Source organism: Listeria sp. SHR_NRA_18 (genome assembly GCF_003856515.1).
Classification (GTDB): domain Bacteria; phylum Bacillota; class Bacilli; order Lactobacillales; family Listeriaceae; genus Listeria_A; species Listeria_A newyorkensis.
Map to the genome: position 1 here is coordinate 72,254 of NZ_QPKR01000012.1, position 18,175 is coordinate 90,428.

At 40.1% G+C, this 18,175-nt stretch carries 30 protein-coding genes; 19 read left to right on the top strand and 11 right to left on the bottom strand.

The window, feature by feature from the left end:
• Positions 1-100: 100 nt before the first annotated feature.
• The 5 genes from DUK53_RS15030 to DUK53_RS15045 form a co-directional block, all read right to left on the bottom strand.
• The gene (locus tag DUK53_RS15030; RefSeq protein ID WP_036092084.1) at positions 101-1,360 is read right to left on the bottom strand and encodes an MDR family MFS transporter; all 1,260 of its coding nucleotides are present in this window, start codon (positions 1,358-1,360) and stop codon (positions 101-103) included.
• Positions 1,361-1,447: 87 nt separating this feature from the next.
• Positions 1,448-2,680 carry an aminopeptidase gene (locus tag DUK53_RS15035; protein WP_036092087.1) on the bottom strand — a complete coding sequence of 411 codons (1,233 nt, stop codon included), beginning with the start codon at positions 2,678-2,680 and terminating at the stop codon, positions 1,448-1,450.
• Between the two features lie 84 nt (positions 2,681-2,764).
• Entirely contained in the window at positions 2,765-2,932 is a 168-nt protein-coding gene (locus DUK53_RS17575) for a hypothetical protein (RefSeq protein WP_156110575.1), read from the bottom strand.
• Between the two features lie 96 nt (positions 2,933-3,028).
• Complete coding sequence (locus DUK53_RS15040; protein ID WP_036092089.1) at positions 3,029-3,340, bottom strand: hypothetical protein; 312 nt, start codon at positions 3,338-3,340, stop codon at positions 3,029-3,031.
• Positions 3,341-3,649: 309 nt separating this feature from the next.
• Positions 3,650-4,099 carry a flavodoxin gene (locus DUK53_RS15045; protein ID WP_036062755.1) on the bottom strand — a complete coding sequence of 150 codons (450 nt, stop codon included), beginning with the start codon at positions 4,097-4,099 and terminating at the stop codon, positions 3,650-3,652.
• A 271-nt stretch (positions 4,100-4,370) separates the two neighbouring features.
• On the opposite strand from DUK53_RS15045, the gene map reads away from it, so the two are divergent.
• A complete protein-coding gene (gene map, locus DUK53_RS15050; RefSeq protein WP_036092154.1) occupies positions 4,371-5,129 on the top strand; it encodes a type I methionyl aminopeptidase in 759 nt (252 codons plus the stop codon).
• 70 nt (positions 5,130-5,199) lie between these two features.
• Positions 5,200-5,997 carry an AAC(3) family N-acetyltransferase gene (locus DUK53_RS15055; protein ID WP_036092091.1) on the top strand — a complete coding sequence of 266 codons (798 nt, stop codon included), beginning with the start codon at positions 5,200-5,202 and terminating at the stop codon, positions 5,995-5,997.
• Here the strand turns inward: DUK53_RS15055 and DUK53_RS15060 are convergent.
• Positions 5,984-6,205, bottom strand: coding sequence for a DUF1128 domain-containing protein (locus DUK53_RS15060; protein WP_036092093.1), 222 nt, complete (start codon positions 6,203-6,205; stop codon positions 5,984-5,986). The two genes, DUK53_RS15055 and DUK53_RS15060, sit on opposite strands and share 14 nt — an antisense overlap.
• A 93-nt stretch (positions 6,206-6,298) precedes the next feature.
• Here DUK53_RS15060 and DUK53_RS15065 point away from each other — a divergent pair, with 93 nt between their 5' ends.
• Positions 6,299-7,156 (top strand): YihY/virulence factor BrkB family protein, encoded by an 858-nt coding sequence (locus DUK53_RS15065; protein WP_036092095.1) that lies wholly within the window; start codon positions 6,299-6,301, stop codon positions 7,154-7,156.
• A gap of 24 nt (positions 7,157-7,180) precedes the next feature.
• A complete protein-coding gene (gene rlmD, locus DUK53_RS15070; RefSeq protein ID WP_124893006.1) occupies positions 7,181-8,554 on the top strand; it encodes a 23S rRNA (uracil(1939)-C(5))-methyltransferase RlmD in 1,374 nt (457 codons plus the stop codon).
• Between the two features lie 77 nt (positions 8,555-8,631).
• Here rlmD and DUK53_RS15075 read toward each other — a convergent pair whose 3' ends face one another.
• The 4 genes from DUK53_RS15075 to DUK53_RS15090 form a co-directional block, all read right to left on the bottom strand.
• Complete coding sequence (locus DUK53_RS15075; protein ID WP_124893008.1) at positions 8,632-9,774, bottom strand: tyrosine-type recombinase/integrase; 1,143 nt, start codon at positions 9,772-9,774, stop codon at positions 8,632-8,634.
• Positions 9,775-10,192: 418 nt separating this feature from the next.
• The gene (locus tag DUK53_RS15080; RefSeq protein ID WP_124893010.1) at positions 10,193-10,954 is read right to left on the bottom strand and encodes a DUF5067 domain-containing protein; all 762 of its coding nucleotides are present in this window, start codon (positions 10,952-10,954) and stop codon (positions 10,193-10,195) included.
• A 69-nt stretch (positions 10,955-11,023) separates the two neighbouring features.
• Entirely contained in the window at positions 11,024-11,323 is a 300-nt protein-coding gene (locus DUK53_RS15085; protein WP_124893012.1) for a helix-turn-helix domain-containing protein, read from the bottom strand.
• Positions 11,324-11,470: 147 nt separating this feature from the next.
• Positions 11,471-11,881, bottom strand: a complete 411-nt coding sequence (locus DUK53_RS15090; RefSeq protein WP_124893014.1) for a helix-turn-helix domain-containing protein — start codon at positions 11,879-11,881, stop codon at positions 11,471-11,473.
• A gap of 181 nt (positions 11,882-12,062) precedes the next feature.
• Here DUK53_RS15090 and DUK53_RS15095 point away from each other — a divergent pair, with 181 nt between their 5' ends.
• Genes DUK53_RS15095 through DUK53_RS15115 form a run of 5 tightly spaced genes read left to right on the top strand, consistent with a single transcriptional unit; the run spans position 12,063 to position 13,846 of the window.
• Complete coding sequence (locus tag DUK53_RS15095; protein ID WP_124893016.1) at positions 12,063-12,278, top strand: helix-turn-helix transcriptional regulator; 216 nt, start codon at positions 12,063-12,065, stop codon at positions 12,276-12,278.
• A 42-nt stretch (positions 12,279-12,320) separates the two neighbouring features.
• Positions 12,321-13,115, top strand: coding sequence for a phage antirepressor KilAC domain-containing protein (locus DUK53_RS15100; protein WP_124893018.1), 795 nt, complete (start codon positions 12,321-12,323; stop codon positions 13,113-13,115).
• 22 nt (positions 13,116-13,137) lie between these two features.
• Complete coding sequence (locus tag DUK53_RS15105) at positions 13,138-13,362, top strand: hypothetical protein (protein WP_103035018.1); 225 nt, start codon at positions 13,138-13,140, stop codon at positions 13,360-13,362.
• A gap of 16 nt (positions 13,363-13,378) precedes the next feature.
• Positions 13,379-13,639 carry a hypothetical protein gene (locus DUK53_RS15110; RefSeq protein ID WP_103035017.1) on the top strand — a complete coding sequence of 87 codons (261 nt, stop codon included), beginning with the start codon at positions 13,379-13,381 and terminating at the stop codon, positions 13,637-13,639.
• A 24-nt stretch (positions 13,640-13,663) separates the two neighbouring features.
• Complete coding sequence (locus DUK53_RS15115; protein WP_103035016.1) at positions 13,664-13,846, top strand: hypothetical protein; 183 nt, start codon at positions 13,664-13,666, stop codon at positions 13,844-13,846.
• Here the strand turns inward: DUK53_RS15115 and DUK53_RS15120 are convergent.
• Positions 13,843-14,031 (bottom strand): hypothetical protein, encoded by a 189-nt coding sequence (locus DUK53_RS15120; RefSeq protein ID WP_103035015.1) that lies wholly within the window; start codon positions 14,029-14,031, stop codon positions 13,843-13,845. The two genes, DUK53_RS15115 and DUK53_RS15120, sit on opposite strands and share 4 nt — an antisense overlap.
• Before the next feature lie 94 nt (positions 14,032-14,125).
• Here DUK53_RS15120 and DUK53_RS15125 point away from each other — a divergent pair, with 94 nt between their 5' ends.
• From DUK53_RS15125 to ssb, 10 genes are all read left to right on the top strand, one after another.
• Entirely contained in the window at positions 14,126-14,311 is a 186-nt protein-coding gene (locus DUK53_RS15125; protein ID WP_103035014.1) for a hypothetical protein, read from the top strand.
• A 116-nt stretch (positions 14,312-14,427) separates the two neighbouring features.
• Entirely contained in the window at positions 14,428-14,955 is a 528-nt protein-coding gene (locus DUK53_RS15130) for a hypothetical protein (RefSeq protein ID WP_124893020.1), read from the top strand.
• A 20-nt stretch (positions 14,956-14,975) separates the two neighbouring features.
• Positions 14,976-15,209: a helix-turn-helix domain-containing protein gene (locus DUK53_RS15135; RefSeq protein WP_036130654.1), complete on the top strand. Its 234-nt coding sequence runs from the start codon at positions 14,976-14,978 to the stop codon at positions 15,207-15,209.
• Positions 15,202-15,336 (top strand): hypothetical protein, encoded by a 135-nt coding sequence (locus DUK53_RS17950; protein ID WP_255309554.1) that lies wholly within the window; start codon positions 15,202-15,204, stop codon positions 15,334-15,336. Before DUK53_RS15135 ends, DUK53_RS17950 begins: the two co-directional genes overlap by 8 nt.
• Before the next feature lie 165 nt (positions 15,337-15,501).
• The gene (locus DUK53_RS17580; protein ID WP_156110579.1) at positions 15,502-15,663 is read left to right on the top strand and encodes a hypothetical protein; all 162 of its coding nucleotides are present in this window, start codon (positions 15,502-15,504) and stop codon (positions 15,661-15,663) included.
• Between the two features lie 10 nt (positions 15,664-15,673).
• Positions 15,674-15,835: a hypothetical protein gene (locus DUK53_RS17585; RefSeq protein WP_156110580.1), complete on the top strand. Its 162-nt coding sequence runs from the start codon at positions 15,674-15,676 to the stop codon at positions 15,833-15,835.
• Between the two features lie 445 nt (positions 15,836-16,280).
• The gene (locus tag DUK53_RS15140; RefSeq protein WP_036130656.1) at positions 16,281-16,466 is read left to right on the top strand and encodes a hypothetical protein; all 186 of its coding nucleotides are present in this window, start codon (positions 16,281-16,283) and stop codon (positions 16,464-16,466) included.
• Entirely contained in the window at positions 16,463-16,939 is a 477-nt protein-coding gene (locus DUK53_RS15145; protein WP_124893022.1) for a siphovirus Gp157 family protein, read from the top strand. Before DUK53_RS15140 ends, DUK53_RS15145 begins: the two co-directional genes overlap by 4 nt.
• 10 nt (positions 16,940-16,949) lie before the next feature.
• Entirely contained in the window at positions 16,950-17,600 is a 651-nt protein-coding gene (locus DUK53_RS15150) for an ERF family protein (protein WP_124893024.1), read from the top strand.
• Entirely contained in the window at positions 17,590-18,054 is a 465-nt protein-coding gene (ssb, locus tag DUK53_RS15155; RefSeq protein ID WP_124893026.1) for a single-stranded DNA-binding protein, read from the top strand. Before DUK53_RS15150 ends, ssb begins: the two co-directional genes overlap by 11 nt.
• The last annotated feature ends 121 nt before the right edge of the window (positions 18,055-18,175 follow it).

Here is an 18,175-nt window from a genome sequence, read left to right on the forward strand (position 1 = left end):
TTCTTAATGACATAATTGCCTTAAAACGAGGAAGGTAAACCTAAAAGTATAAAAAAATACTAAAAAAGCCATGCGTCTTAAGCATAGCTTTTCTATCTACTTATTTAGCACGATCCTGTTTTTCGTATAGACTATACATATAGAAGTATATAAATCCGCTAATCACGGCGAGCACTGCGATGGTTGCAAACGTTGCGAAATAGCCAACGAGTGTAGAAAGGGTAATCGCGAGTGGGGCTATCACTTTTCCGAACGTGTAGCGAAGCCCAGCCGCGGAGAAGTACATCGCCCGTTTATTATCAGGAGCAATTTTGGCCACGAAATTCTGTTGGATTCCGACCGTCATTAACTCGGCAAAACTGAACAAAATAATCGCTAAAATGGCGCCCCATGGACCTGTTGCGATTCCAAAAAGCAGAATGGCAATCCCGTATAAGAAGGAGGAATTCATGAAGACTAGTTTTTCGCGATATCGGCTCATGAGTCGGGTGAAGAAGACTGTCAGTAAAGCCACGCAGAAGCCGTTGATGGAGACGATGAAACCAAATAATTGTTCTCCGGTAAGCTGTATGGAGAAAATCGATGAATCCCCAATAACCTCTGTAATATAGAGTGGAAATAGTAAGTCGAGTTGCATAAAGGATTGCGAAATAATGACGCCGGCAATAATGTATAAGAAAAAAACTTTATCTTTAAAAATCAGTTTATAGTTGCGCAGTTGTTCCATTAAAACGGTGCCAATCTTTTTCTCACGTTGAGCTTTGCGCAACTCCTTATCCAAAGCCATTGGCGCTGTTTCATGTCCGAATTTTGTCAGTAGAATCAAGAGGAGTAGATCGGCAAGAACAATGGCCAGCAAGGTTTGTGACGTATAATTATTAAACACGAGCGCCCCGATAATCGGACCAATCACGACCGCAATATTGATCATCATGTAGAAAATCGAATACACATGACTCCGGTGCTCCGGTTTCACAACATCCGCAATCATCGCCTGACTCGCTGGCTGGTAAAATGACATAAAAATACTCGCGACCATGAAGCCAAAAAACGCCACATAAGGCGAATGAAACATTGTTGTCGCTGCAATCGCAAAAATAAGGAAACCAGCACCTTCACCGATAACCGAAATACTCATCATTCGCTTACGCCCATAAGTATCCGCAAAATAACCGCCGAGTAGAGCCGTAATTACAGATAAAGCCTGCGATAAAATAAGCAACAGACTCGTCGTTTGTCTCCCAATCGAGTCTGAAAAATAAATCGTTAAAAAGGGAAAAACCGCCCAAAAGGAAATATCGAGCAAAGCCTCCCCGAATAGTCGCACTTTGAGATTAATGTCCCAAGTCTTAAATTTCATAGTATAAAACACCTTCTTTGCAAAAAAAGCCCATGAAACAGTTCTTCCATGGGCTTCGTTATAAATTAGTAAACAATTATTGTACTATTAAAATGCCCAGTCGCCGTTGCGGAATACAGGGACTTTGTCACCGCTCGCCGTAATGCCATCGATGTTCATTTTATCCGAACCAATCATGAAATCGACGTGTGTCATACTTGAGTTAACACCAGCTTTTTCTAGTTCTTCGCGGCTCATATCTTCGCCACCTTTAATATTAAAAGCATACGCGCTTCCGATAGCTAAGTGATTCGATGCATTTTCGTCAAATAGCGTGTTGTAGAAAAGGATTCCTGATTGAGAAATAGGGGAAGGGTCTGGAACCAAGGCTACTTCGCCAAGATAATGTGAACCTTCATCCGTTGCTACTAAATCTTTCAGGATATCTTCGCCTTGTTCCGCGACAACATCGACGATACGGCCATCTTTGAACGTGATTTTGAACTTATCAATGATATTGCCAGCATAGCTTAGTGGTTTTGTGCTAGATACATAGCCGTTCACGCTCGTTTTTTCAGCACATGAGAAAACTTCTTCGGTAGGCATATTCGCCATGAATTCTTTGCCTTGTTTATTGTAGCTTCCAGCGCCGACCCATACGTGATCTTTAGGAAGACCAATCGTTAAATCAGTTCCTGGTGCCGTATAGTGAAGTGCCGAATATTGTTGTTCATTCAGATAAGCAGCTTTATTATTTAGCGTTTCATCATGATTTTTCCATGTTTGAATTGGATCTGCCGTATTCATACGCGTTGTCTCAAAAATAACTTCCCAAAGCGCGGGAACTTGTTCTGCGTGTGGTAAATCAGGGAATACCTTCGCTGCCCAGCCTTCAGAAGCTGCGCCGACAACCGTCCAGCTGATTGCATTAGACTGAATCATTTGGCGGAATTCTTCCAAAGCTTGACCCATTGCTTTTTGGTTCGCCGCGATTTTTTTACCATCGACACCTTTTAGTAAATCTGGATTTTCCGAAACAATCGAGATAAAAACGGCATTTTCGTGAGCCAATTCAATGCGTTCTGCGGCACGGTGAAGCGCTGCTTTCTCGAAAATCTCAATCGGTGAATTTTGGTAGCGAAGTAACGTGATTTCTTCGTCTGCCCAGTTGATAATAACATCGCTAGCTCCAACTTCATAAGCTTTTTTCGTAATTAGACGGCTTAGCGGTGCGCTCTCGACGGAACTATTAATCACTACTTTTTGATCAGGTTGGACGTTCACTCCGACCTTGACGATTAATTCTGCATACTTTTCTAATTTCTCATTAAATGTTGACATATGTAGCACCCCTCTTCTATTCAATAAAAGCATTGTATCTTAAAAAAACGCGTAAAGCAACTGTTTGCAACGGCTAAGGAAAGTCTATCCAAACCACTGCTGATGCATATCGTTTAAAAATTCCCGACTGAGCGGTAGTATGTCTGATTCAGGCAATACCGAATCAATCATACAATACGGACAAAGCGCAGTATCCTCAGCGTGCCGACAAACACTCATTTTCGTCGTTAAAAGCTCCGTTCCAGTGCTCACGTACTCTAGTACGCTCCGCGCTGGTACTCCCTTTTGCCTAGAAACTAAGCGTTTGTCGGCACGCTGAGGTTTGGAGTCATAGAGGCGGCTTTTAGACTAATCAAATTCAATCTCCGAAAGTGCTTCATCCATCGACTCTAAAATATTGTACTTCACAAAGTAATCTAGCCAAGCTTGGTGTAAATCAGGGGCATCGCGTTTAATCGACGGCTTGATTTTGTCATACATTGTTTTCATGATATCTTGCCACATCGCATTCACTGCGCGATCTAGTTTCGTGTCTTTCCAACGCTTTGCTGGCGGTCGTTTCTTATTTTTCTCATTTTGAAATTCGAGTGCCTTTTGGTAAAAGCTATCTTTGGTTGTCAAGTTCTCAGACATATATTCAGAAAATTCATTAAAAGTCATCGTAACACTCCTTAAAATTGTAGGTCAATTAACAGTAACATATCCTCATCAGAGCGTCTACTCTACAAAGACAGATAGAAATAGCTTTATGCGACGGGTTACGTCATTTTCAAGGGCAGAAATAGGGCGAGAAACCATTTTTAAATAGAGCGGAAAAAAGCTTGAAACGACTGGTATAGAGTCGGATACAGTACAAATTAGCTAAACTTAAAAAACGTTTTTAAAATTATTTTAGCTATCAAAAAAATGCCTAACTATCAACGCGATAGCCAGGCATTTTGGGAGATTTCATTTATTCGATGTCGGAAATTATTTCCCAAGTAGGGCATCCGCAAAGGTTTTCGCATAAGCTTCTGCACGAACCACATCATCTTCATCGGGATCTAAATCCACTTTTAAGCCTTCTACAGGGACTGTTGCGCCTTGCTCTTTCAAGCGTTTCTCAACAAGATCAACCGTTAAGCAGAACTCGTCGTAGAATGTGTCGCCAGATCCGAAAGAAGCACAGACCTTGCCGGAAAAGTCCACATCAGACATATCTTCGTAGAAATCCACGAATTCATCTGGAAGTTCACCATCATCGTACGTGTAACCGCCGATGAGCGCGCCATCATATTCTAGTAATTTCTCAGGTTCGACAGAGATGCATTCCTCGATCTCGACCTCAATATCGTATTTCTCTAGTTCTTCGCCAAGGATATCTGCAATTTCTTCTGTATTACCAGTCATGCTGGCATATACGATCATAACTTTTGCCATTATTTACATCACCATTTCTTTCTATGAGTTCTAAGTTAATACGCTAAAAAAAGCACACTTGCGAACGCGGAATATGCTTGTTTCATCAATCACTAATACTTCCATTATAAAGAATTTCAGAAAAACTGCAAGAAATTCCGTTAAATTTAGCAAAAACGTCACATTCATACTTTCAAAATGAGGCGAATAAAGCTATAATGGTAGAAGTGAGAATTTCTGGCTACGGCAAAATCAAAGGAATCGATAGCTGGGAAGAGAAGGGATGGAAAAAATGATTACATTAAAATCAAGACGAGAAATCGACGAAATGAAACGTGCAGGAGAAATCCTTGTCGCGACACATAAAGAGATCAAGAAACTTATTAAGCCTGGGATTACGAGCTGGGATATCGAAGTATTTACAGAAGAATTCCTGCGTAAACAAGGCGCGACACCAGAACAAAAAGGTTTTGAAGGCTATGAGTTTGCGACATGTGCGAGTATCAATGACGAGATTTGTCACGGTTTTCCGCGGAAGAAAATGCTGAACGAAGGCGATATTATCACGGTGGATATGGTTGTTAATTTCCACGGTGCGCTTGCCGATTCAGCCTGGACATATGGCGTTGGACAAGTTTCACCAGAAGCTGAGCGTTTGATGGAAGTGACACGCAAATCGATGTACCTTGGTATCGAACAAGCACAAGTTGGGAACCGTATTGGCGATATTGGTCATGCGATTCAAACCTATGTAGAGGCTGAGAAACTGGCGGTTGTCCGCGAATTTATCGGTCACGGCGTAGGTCCGACACTACACGAAAAACCAGAAGTGCCACATTTCGGCGCAGCAGGCAAAGGTCCACGCTTGAAAGAGGGCATGGTTATCACGATTGAGCCGATGGTTAACACAGGCGGCTGGAAAGCGAAAATGGATGACAATGGTTGGACAGCACGCACAGCAGACGGTTCACTTTCCGCACAGTACGAGCACACGATTGCGATTACGGCAGACGGCCCAGAAATTTTGACGTATCAAGGTGAAAATGACTAAATAAGACGTAGGTGTGTTGCCAAGAACGCGACACACCTAAATTTTTTCGAGAGGTAAAGGGAGAATGGCTATGGGAGAGAAGAAAGCGATTCGCAAAACGAAGACGCCGCATACGGTGGCATCGATTTGCGAGGAATTACATAATCTTGGTATTGCAAAAGGAGATACAGTGATTTTGCATGCTGCGCTCGGTCAAGCTGGCTGGGTTTGCGGAGGCGATGTCGCGATTATTAAAGCTTTTCAAAAGGCGATAACCGAATCGGGGAATCTAGTGATGGCGTCGCAAAGTACGAATGTGTCAGACCCAGCCAAATGGCGAAACCCAGCGGTACCAAAAGAGTGGTGGCCAACGATTTATGAGGAAATGCCTGCGTATAATCCAGATGAAACGCCGACTTTTTTCATGGGCGTGATTCCAGAAACATTCCGCAAAATGGCGAACGTGAAGCGAAGTTCGCATCCGAAATATTCTTTTTGCGCCTGGGGAAGCGACTCAGCTTTCATTACGGAAAAGCATGCGCTAAATTTCGGATTCGGCGAGCAATCCCCGCTAGCACGATTATACGAACTGCACGCAAAAATTGTCCTGTTCGGCGTCGACCACAATAAAAACACATCGCTACACCTTGCCGAGCATCGCGCCAAAGCCTTCCGAATTCAACAAGAAAAGTCGCCAATTATGGTTGGCGGCGAGAAGGTTTGGCAAAGCTATGATGAAATAACGTCTAATAGCGAGGAATTTATTGGGATTGGGCGCGATTACGAACAAAAAACAGCGCACCAGCCGACGACGCTTGCTGGTGCACCTACAAAAATATTCGATATGCGCGACTTGGTGGATTACGTGAGCGGTGTTATTTCCGAATAGTGCTTAACTCTTCTGCAAAAAGTTGCATTTCACGCATACTGATGTTGTTTTTGCGATGAATCAGCGTGTAAATATCCAGCAGAGAATCATAATGGATGGCTTCCAAGGTCAAGTTTTCGAAGACGGAAGCATTAACCATTTTTAGTTTAGCAGTAATTTCATTTAACATATACGCAACATTTTCTTGCGTTGGATTTTCTAAGTTCATGTGAGACACTCCTTTTCAACTTTCAAAAATTGTAGCACATAGTTTGGAGTGACGCCACAATTAGCGTCTATTTTAAGAAGAAAGGGGATACCGATGTTAAAAAAAATACAAGATATCCGCCTTGTTCGTTTTGGTATGGCCGTTGGGGCTAGATTTACGAAAAATGATGTATCCGGAAGCGCCTCGCAATTAGCGTATTATATGCTCTTTTCCATTTTTCCGATTTTACTAATTGTTGCCTCGCTGCTTCCGTATTTCAACATTGATCAAGACCAGTTATTTACAACGATTAAGCAGTTTGTTCCAGAAGAAATTTATGATTTTATTAATAATAATCTGGATCAACTTCTGAATAGTAATTCGGGTGGAGCGCTTTCTGTCGGGATTATCGGGACGTTGTGGTCGGCTTCTAATGGCATGAATGCGACGACGAAAGCATTGAATAAAGCGTATGGCGTGCAGGATCGCCGGAACTATTTTGTCAAACGCCTGTTGTCGATGGTTTTTACAATGGGTATGCTTGCAGTTGTTGTCGTGACGCTACTTCTCGTCGTTTTCGGACAGCAAATCGGATTGTTTATTTTTAATCATCTGAATGTGTCCCAAGATACGCTCGATATTTGGAATAACTTCCGCTGGGTCGTGACGCTAGCCGTTATTTTTATCGTGTTTTCCTTTATTTTTTGGATTGCACCGAACCGGAGAAGTAGCCTGTTTAGCATTTTGCCAGGTGCGGTTTTTTCCACAGTTGGTTGGGCAGCAGCCTCAATCGGATTCGCCTATTACGTGAACAACTTTGCCAATTACTCTGCGACTTATGGCAGTATCGGCGTGATTATTATTTTGATGTTATGGTTTTATTTAACAGGAACGATTTTGATGATTGGTGGCGAAATCAATGCCACACTTAGCATAGTGAAGCAGAAAAAGCTGGTCGGGGAGATTAATTAACCGGGCCATAAGGAGAGAATTATTTTGAGCGAAAATCCAGTAACAGAAGGTCAACAATTCCCGCTAACGATTAAACGGATTGGTATTAACGGCGAAGGAATCGGCTATTTCAAAAGATCCGTCGTGTTCGTAACCGGCGCCTTAGCAGGAGAAGAAGTCGTGGTGGAAGCTACCAAAGTCAATCCACGCTACACCGAAGCAAAAATCCGCAAAATCCGTAAAAAATCACCACACCGCGTGACACCACCATGCCCCGTCTACGATGCATGTGGTGGGTGTCAATTACAACATTTATCGTATCCAGAGCAACTGAAAATGAAAAAGGACCTCATCGTGCAATCCATCGAAAAACATACACGTTTCCACCTAGAACAAATCAAGATTCGCGACACAATCGGTATGGGAAATCCTTGGGGCTACCGCAATAAAAGCCAATTCCAAGTGCGGGAAATCGATGATGTGGTCGAAGCAGGCCTATTTAGCGCGGAAAGCCACGAACTAGTTCCAATCGAAAATTGTGTCGTGCAACACCCAGACACGGTCAAAGTCACTAATTTTGTACGCGATTTACTGGAAGAACTCGAGATTCCAATCTACGAAGAACAACGTAATAGCGGCATTGTCCGGACAATCGTCGTTCGCACGGGGATTAAAACCGGCGAAATCCAGCTTGTCCTAGTTACGAACAGCAAGAAACTACCACGCAAACGCGAGTTGTTGGAGCGCATCCAAACAGCGTTCCCAGAAATCGTGTCGATCATGCAAAACGTGAATCAAGCGAAGACGTCCTTGATTTTCGGCGAAGAGACGCTCTTCCTTGCAGGGGAAGAAAAAATTACCGAGAAGTTAGGCGAAATCGAATTCGATCTTTCCGCACGTGCCTTTTTCCAATTGAACCCATCGCAAACAGAGAAGCTCTACCGCGAAGTAGCGCGTGCCATCCGCCTGACAGGTAACGAAAAAATTGTCGATGCCTACTGTGGAGTTGGAACAATCGGGCTTTCCTTGGCGAAACGAGCAGCAGAAGTGCGCGGCATGGATACCATCGCTGAATCCATCGAGGACGCCAAAGCAAATGCTGAACGCGCAGGGATAACAAACGTCAGCTTCGAAACCGGAAAAGCCGAAGAAGTATTCCCGAAATGGATCAAAGCCGGTTTCAAACCAGATGCCATTGTTGTCGATCCGCCACGCGTTGGCTGTGAAGATCAGTTATTGCAATCGATTCTGCGCACGAATGCCAAACAAATTGTCTACGTATCGTGTAACCCATCGACACTTGCACGCGATATTCAGATTTTATCTAAAAAATATAATGTGAAATATATCCAACCGCTAGACATGTTCCCGCACACAGCACATGTCGAGTGTGTGACTGTGCTAACGCTTAAATCGTAACGCTTTTCAAGGTTATAAGAGGATGGAAAACCACCATTTCCCACCCTCATGCCACCGCCTATTGAAGGTCGGTGGCATTATTTTATCTTATTTTCAAAAATATCTACGGTGTCATCTGCCATTTTTGGCGTAACATGAGAGTAGGTATCTACCGTTGTAGAGTGCCTAGAATGCCCTAAACGAACTTGAACACCTTTAGTGTTAGCTCCGCTTTCTATAAGCATCGTAGCGTGTGTGTGACGCAGAGAATGGAAATTAAACTTAATACCAAGGTCATAGTTCACAACTCGACTCAAATACTTCATTGTATTTTGAGTTACGAGCGTTCCGTTTTCCATCGTACATACAAAATTATTTTGAGTATAATACTCGCGGTATTTCTTTTTATTCTTTTCTTGCTGCTCTTTGTGTGTAGTTAGAATATCAATTAGAGTCTTGCCTATTTTGATGGTCCGAATAGAGCCTTTAGTTTTCGGCGTTCCGAACTTCGGTACATTTCCATGCAAAACTAATATTTTTTCTACGTGTATTTCTCCCTTTTCTAAATCAACACAATCCCACGTCAAACCGCAAACCTCGGCAATGCGCATACCAGTATGAAATCCTATTTGCAAAGGGATGTAGTAGGTTGTCGTAGCTGGAAAGCGTTCAATTATTTTGTTGAAATCCTTTAAGGAAATAACTTTTAAATCATCCGATTTTCGCACAATCTCATTTTTATTGTTAGGCTTTTTAGGTAGTGTCACATACTGCATTGGATTTTCTTTAATGTACTTATATGGATGAACAGCCATTTTAAAACCTTTAGACAGCACTCCATAAAAACCGCTGATTGTATTTTTTGTAAAGCCGGCTAATAATTTCTTGTTTAAAAAGTTCTGCAAGACATCCGGCTGTATCGCCTTAAGTTTGTAGTGTCCGAACTTATCTTTAATATGATTATCAATAATGTTTTTATAGGATACTTGAGAGTTATATTTTAAATTAATCATGACGTAGTTCTCATACCAGTAGTCAAAATAATCTGCTACGCTTATTTCTGATTGATCCACGAAAGAACCGCCGTTTTCGAATTCATCTAGCGCCTTTCTTAAATTAGATAAGGCTTCTTTCTTTGTGTTGCCGCCTTTGCGCTCAATCTTTTTCCGTTTGCCGTCAACACGGCCAGCCTCAAAATAATAGTACCAGCTATCTCCGCGCTTTCTTACACCACCTTGCATATCAACAAATCCCTTCATTCATCTGTTTAGACATTAAAATAATCGTCTTATTGTTAGGTATAAGTATCATCATGTTAACCATGTATCTCAATACATATTGTTTTCTTTCATTCGTCAACGTTGCGGAACAAGTTAGTATTTTTGTATGATTATCTATGCATGTAAGTATTGCATCGATTTCCTTATTAAGATTGAAATCGATAATCTGCATATTCAAGTTGCGAGATATTTCGATAATATCTGCTGAGCCAAACTCGTGAATCAAATCAACTAACTGTTTCATAATTTCCCACCGTTCCCGTTTATTTCCTTTGTTAATTGTGTACAAAAAGTTTATTTACATAAAAATCACCCCTCCAAAAACGTACATATGTTCTATTTTAGGTTCAAAGAAAAGCCCGGTCTGGGCAATTCTTCTTTATTTGATTTCGAATTTCAACCGGCCATATTCTTCATCTGAAACCATGTTCGCATAAACCAATTCAACCGGGGTGGTTTCGTCATCAAGTTCATATGATACTGCATTTTTCGCAGTGCCGCCTTTTTTTATATTTTCCATTTGTGAATCAGTGAATTGTTCATCAGGAAGCATGCCTATGTTGAGTTCGTTAATGGTGTCGGAGTTATTATCTTGAAAAGCCTTAATATTTAATATCCAGGAAGTGCTTGGGTCTACTTCGTTACCAGATACATTTTTCACGTTATACCAGAAAGCGATGATTGGTTTATCGCCATACTCATTACCTTTCTGTCCAACTGGAATTATTTTATGGTTTGTTATAGTAAGTTCGATATCGTCATTTTTTAATATATTTTCTTTAAAGGAAGGACCTTTTTTTGATTCAGCATATTCTTTTTCAAGATCTTCCTCTTTCTTTTTCTCTTCCGCGTCCGTTGAGTTGTAATCATTAGTAGCTTTCGTATCATCACCTAAAGATAATCCTATAGTTGCAAAAATTATTAACAAAGTAACTCCTACGGCAGAAATAATCGTACCTGCAATCGCTAATCCTTTAGGCTTCTTAAACAGACCTATGATAGAAAAAACTGCCCCTAATATCCATACAATCCAACCTAGAACAGGTATCCATCCGGTGAATAAGCCAATCAGAGCTAAAACAAAACCAGCTGTTCCTAAAGTGTTTTTCAAGTTAACTACATTTCCCTTTCCATCTTCCATTCCTTCTACCCCTTTTATGTTTTATTATATGAACGCATAGCGTTTATACCTATCATCTTTGTTGCGTCGTTATTTTCTATTTACTCCATCTACGAAGGAAAGAATCTTGTTCTTTTCCAAGTCGTTCAAGCCGTTATTAAAACGTAGCAGCATAACATCAACGTTTGTTTTTTTAGCACGTCCGAAAAGTTCTTCTATTGATACGTTTAACGCGTCTGCTATCTTTTCTATTTCAAAATGACGTAGCGCACGAGTTCCGTTTTCTATCTTGCTCATTGTGCTATCATCAACATCGATCATATTAGCTAATTCTTTTTGAGAAATTTCTTGACGTTTCCGAAACAATACAATGCGCTCGTTAATATCCATGATTCCCACCGCCCCTTTTGAAAGTACTCATATCAATCATTCTAATATAAAGAGTGATAACTTCAAAATAGAAAGTGAGTAAAATTCTAAAAAAGAGAGGGGAGGATATATTTAATTCTAAAACAGAATTTAAAGTGATGCAACTTATTACTTAGTATTTCTATTTATAAGTATAGCAGTTCTAACGGCGTTTTCAAAAGCGCCTCTTAAACTTTCTTTAGCGTCCTCTGAAAGTTCTTCACCTTCAAGGACGTAATTTCCTTTTTTAACATCGCTCAATAGTCTCTCTACTTCTTTTTGTATGTCTGTTTCTTCTTGTTCAGAAAATAAATCTTCGACCTTGCTATTATATAGATCATCTATAGTAATATTAAAAAAATCGGCAATCAATTTTATCGACGAGAGACGCGGTTCCTCTTTGCCGTTTTCCCATTTAGACAATTTCCCTTTATTAAAATTGATAACTCCAGGGAATTTTTCGTTAAGAGCATCAGCTAGTTCTTCTAGTGTCATGCCTCTTTGCAGACGCCTTGCTTTTATACCTTCTCCAATACTCATTTGAACAACCTCCTGATTATATAATTATACATTTAAAGTTGTGTAATCGCAACATATATACGTCATTACGAAACACAAATTTAATAAAAACAAACTAAAGTTGTTGACTTCGAAACTTTTTTGAGTTATTATGAATTTACATTAGTTGTTGTTTTCGAAACTAAAGAAAGGAGGAGGAGCGATGTTAGTTAAAAATGAATATGATGTACCGTATTTCAAATTGAAAGGATTAATCGTTTCTAGCGGTCTTAAACAGTCAGAGGTAGCCGAAATGATAAATATGGATAGATCATTATTCAATTTGAAAGTGAATAGAAAAAAAGGAAGAGACTTCTATTTTGAAGAAGCTATAAAAATTGCAGAAGTGTTAAATGTTAAAGTTGACGATTTTTTTTAAAAGTTAGTTTCGAATTCAACAACATATTAAAGGAGGTAAACAATGAATAATCTAAAAGTAATCGCAAATGAAATGTTACCAGTTCTAGAAAATGAGAACGGAGATAAGTTTGTTAACGCTCGATTATTACATGAGCGATTAATGACTACAACTAAATTCGCTGATTGGATTAAACGACGTATAAAACAATATAACTTTGTAGAGAATGAAGATTTTTTCTCACTTCTCAAAACTGAGAAACGAGCAATCGGAGGAACAAAATCTATTGATTATATTTTCACTCTCGATTCTGGTAAAGAACTTGCTATGGTTGAAAATAATGAACAAGGCCGAGCGATTCGAAAATACTTTATTGAAGTAGAAAAGCAGGCGCGGAAGTTGGCCAGTAATCCGTCATTCTCTTACATGATTGAAGATCCAGTAGCAAGGGCGAAAAAATGGATTGAAGAGCAGGAAGAAAAGAAACGCGCGCTAGAAGTAATCGAACAACAAAGACCAAAAGTATTATTCGCAGACGCTGTATCAACAAGCAAAACATCTATTTTAATCAGAGAGCTAGCAAAAATCCTTAAGCAAAACGGCATCGATATAGGACAACAAAGACTATTTGAGTGGATGCGCACTAATAACTATTTAATCAAACGCCAGGGGACAGATTGGAATATGCCGACACAATACAGTATGGAACGCGGTTGGTTTGAAATCATTGAAACATCTATCACCCGTTCAGATGGTTCAATAACAATTGGCAAGACTCCGAAAGTAACCGGAAAAGGCCAACTGTACTTTGTAAATAGATTTTTGAAAGAAAAACAATCCACCTATCAAGAAGCCTAAATATGATGTGAGGAGGAACGAAATGGCATGGAAATATGGGTTTAAAATTGGCGATACAGTAGTTATAGCGAAAGGTTATAAAGCTGGAATGGTCGGGCGTATCATAGCATCTAGGAGGAAATTATTCAGCACGATTATTATTATCAAAACAACACAAAATGAGCGAATCGTTACCTATAGTAAGTTTGTAATTAAAATGCCAGCCGAAGAATCTTTAGAATGGGCTGTAGCGATAAATACAAATTGACATGAGGAGGAACAAAATGAGAACAAATGAGTTCAAGGCAAGAATAAACGCATTAGGTTTTGAAATGAAGGAATCAATAACAAACGGCCGTTTTTTCACGATTAAAAGCGTCAGGAGTAGGAAAACAGTTGCTGACTTCTTTGCAGACAATAATCCTGTTTTCCTCAAAGATTTTTATACTTATAACGCATTTACAGAATTAGAAAAAGATACGCAAGTGCAGTTATTTAATCTACTGGAGCTTTACACACAAACACCCTTAGATGAACGAGAATAATTATCATCAATAGGAGGAGCCAAAATGACAAACCAAAGCGACGATAAACTAATCATCAACGTGAAAACGACGGTAGACGAGAACGATTTCGAGCGTGCACAGTTACTTGCGGACAAAGTGAAGTTTCATATCCAGCAAGCCAAAACATTTGCAGATGAATTGGCTAAACTAGATATTAAAGTCGATTTTGAACTTGATGCTAATTAATTGTGATTAAATTCAACTTCAAACGATTTATTGCAATGCGGACATTCATAGTTTAATGAGTTCACTGTGATTTTGGAGTCACAATTAGGGCAATTAACATCAACGCCTTTTGTTTCTAGTATTTCTTTCGCTTTTTTCGAACGAGCTTGCTCAACTTTATCTAAGTAGAGTTTTTCAAAATTCATTATTATTCACCCCCTCCATATCCAAATCATACCAAACAGGAGAGGCGAACATAAAGAGAACGTTGAAACTGAATAATATACAAGGAGGAAAGCTATGATTGAATATAACGAATATCAATTTAATTATTCGGAATCGATGGACGGCGAGCTTGTACGCGGATTAGCTCAAGTTATACGCAATGTGCTTGCAGAGCAAGAACTAACAGTAGAACAAGCTGAATGCGTTTTACAGGCAACCAAAGAAATGATTAACAGTAACGCTATTGTTAAAAAGGGTTAAAATCACACTGACCGCCCGCCTACCACAACGGACGATCTATATAAAAGGGCTTGAAACAATCATACCAAAAAGGTGTGTTATGCGCCTGTAAATTAAATAACAGAACGGAGAAAATAATGACAAACGCAATCAAAGAGTCGGCATACGCGGCGAAGGCTGTAAAGACTTTAACAGGAGAGCATCAACAAAAAGAAATAGCGATAGACAATCATATAACACAAGCGCTAGTAAGCCAGCAAGCGAACGGCAAACGAAAAGTATCAAAGCAAGTAGCTAAATCATATATGGATAATTACAACAATGCGGAAGTGAGCTTTAGACTTTTGCGCGAATTTTCAGGCGGGTTATTGCCTTGCATACTAGAAAAAGTAGATAAACATCAAATGTCGTTGCTTCATCACTTCTCAAGGGAAGCTACAGAGGCGGTAGAGAGTGTTAAACAGTCATTAGATACGTTTGCTTCGCCTACCGCTAAAATCAGCACGGAGCAACGGCAAACCGTTGTAAATGTAATGCGAGAAATGTTAGACGCATCAGCGATTATCAACACGACATTAGCGATAATGAGTGAGGGTTACAATATCGATTTAAAAAGACAAGTGTTGGAACGTGAAAAGTTTTGGGAGAAATCCGGCTGGATTTAATAAACGGAGAGGTGAGAGTAATGCCCGAATTATTAACAATGAACGAAGTTGCAAAAGAGCTTAAAACTAGTCGTGAATACGCATATAAATTAGTGAATAAAGGATTATTACCATCGTTGAAATTGCCACGTTTAAAAGTGCGAGAAGAAGCGTTAACGGAGTTTAAAGCAAAATACGAAGGTTACGATTTATCTGATATAGAAGCAATCAAAGAGATAGACTTAGACAGCATTGGAGTTGATGAAGATGCTTAACGGGATACTAGGCTTTATCGGAGGTTTCGCACTAGCAATGATGTATTTTAACCTTTTCTTAAGTGACAAAGCTAAGAGAAAGGCGGATGGATATGCGTATGACGAAGTGGAAAATGAGGACGTTTAGGCGCAAACGCAAGACAGGTGACAGCACCATTATTCTGAATTATGTAACTGGAACGGTTAAATTCAACGAGATATCAAGCGAAGTTCCGCTTATGGCAACCGGTTATCACACATTTCAAAAATACGTAGAGTACCTAGAATCGCAAGAATACGAGGAGGTAGAGCAATGTTTTCAGCACTAGTAAACTTTTTCTTTTGCGGACATGAGGACGAGAATGGGGACATTAAACTGGCGAAAGATACGAAAATATGGTTGCTAGTGATTGCGGCCATCGTGCTATCCGCCTTCGTTCTGATGGTAGGTGTAACGGTGATAAATAAATTGTGAGGTGAAACAGATGTACGCAGGATCAGTTGAGAATTTAATGGCAAATGAAGAGTACTGGGAGTTACGCAACCGCAACAGCCAAGCGTGGCATGACGAGTATATGGAAGATTTGAGAGGACGTGAAGAGAATGGACGAATTGAGAGTGAAACGGACGGACAAAGTGCATCGTAAAATAGCGGATATTTTAATAGAAAGATACGACGTTTCAGAAGATAAAGTAGCTATACAGCCATTTAAACGACACGATAAGCCATTTGAGGAGGTTATAAACATGGGTGAAATAACAGATATGCATTTAGATGGTACTTTGTGCGAGAGTTGCGGAGCAATGTTCGATGACATTTTAGAAGGGCAAGAACCACCTGGGCACACGAGAATTTGCTGGCATTGTGCTAAAGATAAACTATGTTGTCCAAGATGCAGGAATGAGGAAATAAAGTCGGACCATGCGTTTTGCACGATATGCGGATTAAAGTTTAACAACCATGGTTTTCTACGAGCAATAAAAAAAGCTCACTTTACAGAGTGAGCGAAACACATACAGGGAGTGCATGTATAAGAATAGATAACTTTATTATACATACTCCCGCATAAAAAAGCAATGGAGGCGATAGCAATGTGGTTCGAAGTGATGCACCACGGATTTAAGACGACGATTCACGAATACGAGGAAATCAGCACAGTATATAACTGGCTCAAGCGTCATAAGCAGGCGTTAGAAGGTTCATCGGTATACAACGAAATGATCGACATATATTTTCAGCTTGATAAAAAATTCCAAGAAAAGAGCGTGACAAAATGAAATTATATGAGTTAACAGAGCGTTATAAAAATGTATTAGACATTGCAGAACAGTTAGAAGTGGAGACTTTAAAGGACACATTAGACGCGATAACAGAGAGTATTGAAATCAAGGCGGAGAACACCGCTAAAGTTATCAAGACGTTAGAAGCAGAGATTGCTGGCTTAGAAGTTGAAATCAAACGTATGTCAGATAGAAAAAGCGCTATGAAAAATAACATTGACGGCATGAAACGCTATTTGAAAGATGAATTAGAGAAGGTTGGTACAGATAAAGTGACGGGCCAGCATCTAACGATACGTATTCAGAATAACCCGAAAAGCGTACGTGTAGAGGATGAAAGCAAGTTAGGCGCTTATTTGGTTGAGCAGCCTAAAAAATTGGATAAGAAAGCACTGTTAGCGGATTTGAAGGCAGGAAAAGAAGTAGATGGCGCGGAAATTCAGCAAGGAAGGTCACTAAGAATAGTGTGAGGTGGTTCAAATGAAAATGAGCGAAACGATCACAGAGTTGAGCAAATCTTTAGCAGAGTTTCAAGAGAGTGTAGAACAGCCCGCAAAGACTGCGAATAACCCGTTTTTTAAAAGTAAATACGTCCCTCTTGAAAATGTGATATCAGCAATAAAAAACAAGGCGCATGCGTTAGGTTTATCATATATTCAAATCCCACTTGCGGAAGAAAATAAAGTTGGGATAAAAACGATTATTAGCCATTCTAGCGGTGAATTTATTGAGTTTGATCCATTTCTCTTACCTGTTGACAAAAACACGGCACAAGGCGCAGGTAGCGCTTTGACGTACGCAAGAAGATATACCCTTTCAGCCGCGTTTGGTATAGCAAGCGATGATGATGACGATGGGAACGCTGCAAGCGGTGTTCAAAAACAAAAGAACAACAACCCTCAACCGCTAGCAATGGCGACAAAAGAAAAAATAGCAAAGTTACATGCCATGTTCAAAGAATATGCTGAATTAAAAGGCGGAGACGAGGCGGAAATAAAAGACTTTATTAAAGGTAAAGCAAAGGTTGAAAGTATTGGAAATGCAACGTTAATACAAGTGAATAACATGATTAAAACAATGCAAGAACTAATTGCGAAAGCGAAAGAGGGGCAAACACAAAATGATGAATAGAGTTGTACTAGTAGGCAGATTAACAAAAGACCCGGAGCTAAGGTACACGCCAGCAGGTGACGCAGTAGCTACATTTACTTTAGCTGTTAACAGAAACTATAAAACCGCAAACGGAGAGCAACCAGTTGATTTCATTAATTGCGTTGTCTGGCGTAAACCCGCCGAAAATGTCGCCAACTTCCTGAAAAAAGGTAGCCTAGCAGGTGTTGATGGCAAGGTGCAAACGCGAAACTACGAGGGGAACGACGGTAAACGTGTCTACGTGACAGAAATACTTGCTGAATCCGTACAGTTTTTAGAGCCTAGAAGCTCACAGGAAGCCCCACAACAGCAATCAAACGTGAATCAAAGCAATCATCAACCTAACCCGCAAAACAGCCGTCAGCAAGGTAATAGCGATCCATTCAGCACGGGAACGCCAATAGATATTAGTGACGACGATTTACCGTTTTAACCGATTTTAAAAAGTAAGAGGTGTAACAAATGAAGGGCGCATTCCAGATGAGTCGAGAAGTATTTGAAAGTGATATATGGACAGACGTAGCAAAATTTNGATTATTCTTCTACATCGTCGG

What these genes read in the sequence shown, in the direction of transcription:
- DUK53_RS15030 (WP_036092084.1), bottom strand. Translation starts at nt 1,360, where the DNA reads ATGAAATTTAAGACTTGGGACATTAATCTCAAAGTGCGACTATTCGGG.
- DUK53_RS15035 (WP_036092087.1), bottom strand. Translation starts at nt 2,680, where the DNA reads ATGTCAACATTTAATGAGAAATTAGAAAAGTATGCAGAATTAATCGTC.
- DUK53_RS15040 (WP_036092089.1), bottom strand. Translation starts at nt 3,340, where the DNA reads ATGACTTTTAATGAATTTTCTGAATATATGTCTGAGAACTTGACAACC.
- DUK53_RS15045 (WP_036062755.1), bottom strand. Translation starts at nt 4,099, where the DNA reads ATGGCAAAAGTTATGATCGTATATGCCAGCATGACTGGTAATACAGAA.
- map (WP_036092154.1), top strand. Translation starts at nt 4,371, where the DNA reads ATGATTACATTAAAATCAAGACGAGAAATCGACGAAATGAAACGTGCA.
- DUK53_RS15055 (WP_036092091.1), top strand. Translation starts at nt 5,200, where the DNA reads ATGGGAGAGAAGAAAGCGATTCGCAAAACGAAGACGCCGCATACGGTG.
- DUK53_RS15060 (WP_036092093.1), bottom strand. Translation starts at nt 6,205, where the DNA reads ATGAACTTAGAAAATCCAACGCAAGAAAATGTTGCGTATATGTTAAAT.
- DUK53_RS15065 (WP_036092095.1), top strand. Translation starts at nt 6,299, where the DNA reads ATGTTAAAAAAAATACAAGATATCCGCCTTGTTCGTTTTGGTATGGCC.
- DUK53_RS15075 (WP_124893008.1), bottom strand. Translation starts at nt 9,774, where the DNA reads ATGCAAGGTGGTGTAAGAAAGCGCGGAGATAGCTGGTACTATTATTTT.
- DUK53_RS15080 (WP_124893010.1), bottom strand. Translation starts at nt 10,954, where the DNA reads ATGGAAGATGGAAAGGGAAATGTAGTTAACTTGAAAAACACTTTAGGA.
- DUK53_RS15085 (WP_124893012.1), bottom strand. Translation starts at nt 11,323, where the DNA reads ATGGATATTAACGAGCGCATTGTATTGTTTCGGAAACGTCAAGAAATT.
- DUK53_RS15090 (WP_124893014.1), bottom strand. Translation starts at nt 11,881, where the DNA reads ATGAGTATTGGAGAAGGTATAAAAGCAAGGCGTCTGCAAAGAGGCATG.
- DUK53_RS15095 (WP_124893016.1), top strand. Translation starts at nt 12,063, where the DNA reads ATGTTAGTTAAAAATGAATATGATGTACCGTATTTCAAATTGAAAGGA.
- DUK53_RS15100 (WP_124893018.1), top strand. Translation starts at nt 12,321, where the DNA reads ATGAATAATCTAAAAGTAATCGCAAATGAAATGTTACCAGTTCTAGAA.
- DUK53_RS15105 (WP_103035018.1), top strand. Translation starts at nt 13,138, where the DNA reads ATGGCATGGAAATATGGGTTTAAAATTGGCGATACAGTAGTTATAGCG.
- DUK53_RS15110 (WP_103035017.1), top strand. Translation starts at nt 13,379, where the DNA reads ATGAGAACAAATGAGTTCAAGGCAAGAATAAACGCATTAGGTTTTGAA.
- DUK53_RS15115 (WP_103035016.1), top strand. Translation starts at nt 13,664, where the DNA reads ATGACAAACCAAAGCGACGATAAACTAATCATCAACGTGAAAACGACG.
- DUK53_RS15120 (WP_103035015.1), bottom strand. Translation starts at nt 14,031, where the DNA reads ATGAATTTTGAAAAACTCTACTTAGATAAAGTTGAGCAAGCTCGTTCG.
- DUK53_RS15125 (WP_103035014.1), top strand. Translation starts at nt 14,126, where the DNA reads ATGATTGAATATAACGAATATCAATTTAATTATTCGGAATCGATGGAC.
- DUK53_RS15130 (WP_124893020.1), top strand. Translation starts at nt 14,428, where the DNA reads ATGACAAACGCAATCAAAGAGTCGGCATACGCGGCGAAGGCTGTAAAG.
- DUK53_RS15135 (WP_036130654.1), top strand. Translation starts at nt 14,976, where the DNA reads ATGCCCGAATTATTAACAATGAACGAAGTTGCAAAAGAGCTTAAAACT.
- DUK53_RS17950 (WP_255309554.1), top strand. Translation starts at nt 15,202, where the DNA reads ATGCTTAACGGGATACTAGGCTTTATCGGAGGTTTCGCACTAGCAATG.
- DUK53_RS17580 (WP_156110579.1), top strand. Translation starts at nt 15,502, where the DNA reads ATGTTTTCAGCACTAGTAAACTTTTTCTTTTGCGGACATGAGGACGAG.
- DUK53_RS17585 (WP_156110580.1), top strand. Translation starts at nt 15,674, where the DNA reads ATGTACGCAGGATCAGTTGAGAATTTAATGGCAAATGAAGAGTACTGG.
- DUK53_RS15140 (WP_036130656.1), top strand. Translation starts at nt 16,281, where the DNA reads ATGTGGTTCGAAGTGATGCACCACGGATTTAAGACGACGATTCACGAA.
- DUK53_RS15145 (WP_124893022.1), top strand. Translation starts at nt 16,463, where the DNA reads ATGAAATTATATGAGTTAACAGAGCGTTATAAAAATGTATTAGACATT.
- DUK53_RS15150 (WP_124893024.1), top strand. Translation starts at nt 16,950, where the DNA reads ATGAAAATGAGCGAAACGATCACAGAGTTGAGCAAATCTTTAGCAGAG.
- ssb (WP_124893026.1), top strand. Translation starts at nt 17,590, where the DNA reads ATGATGAATAGAGTTGTACTAGTAGGCAGATTAACAAAAGACCCGGAG.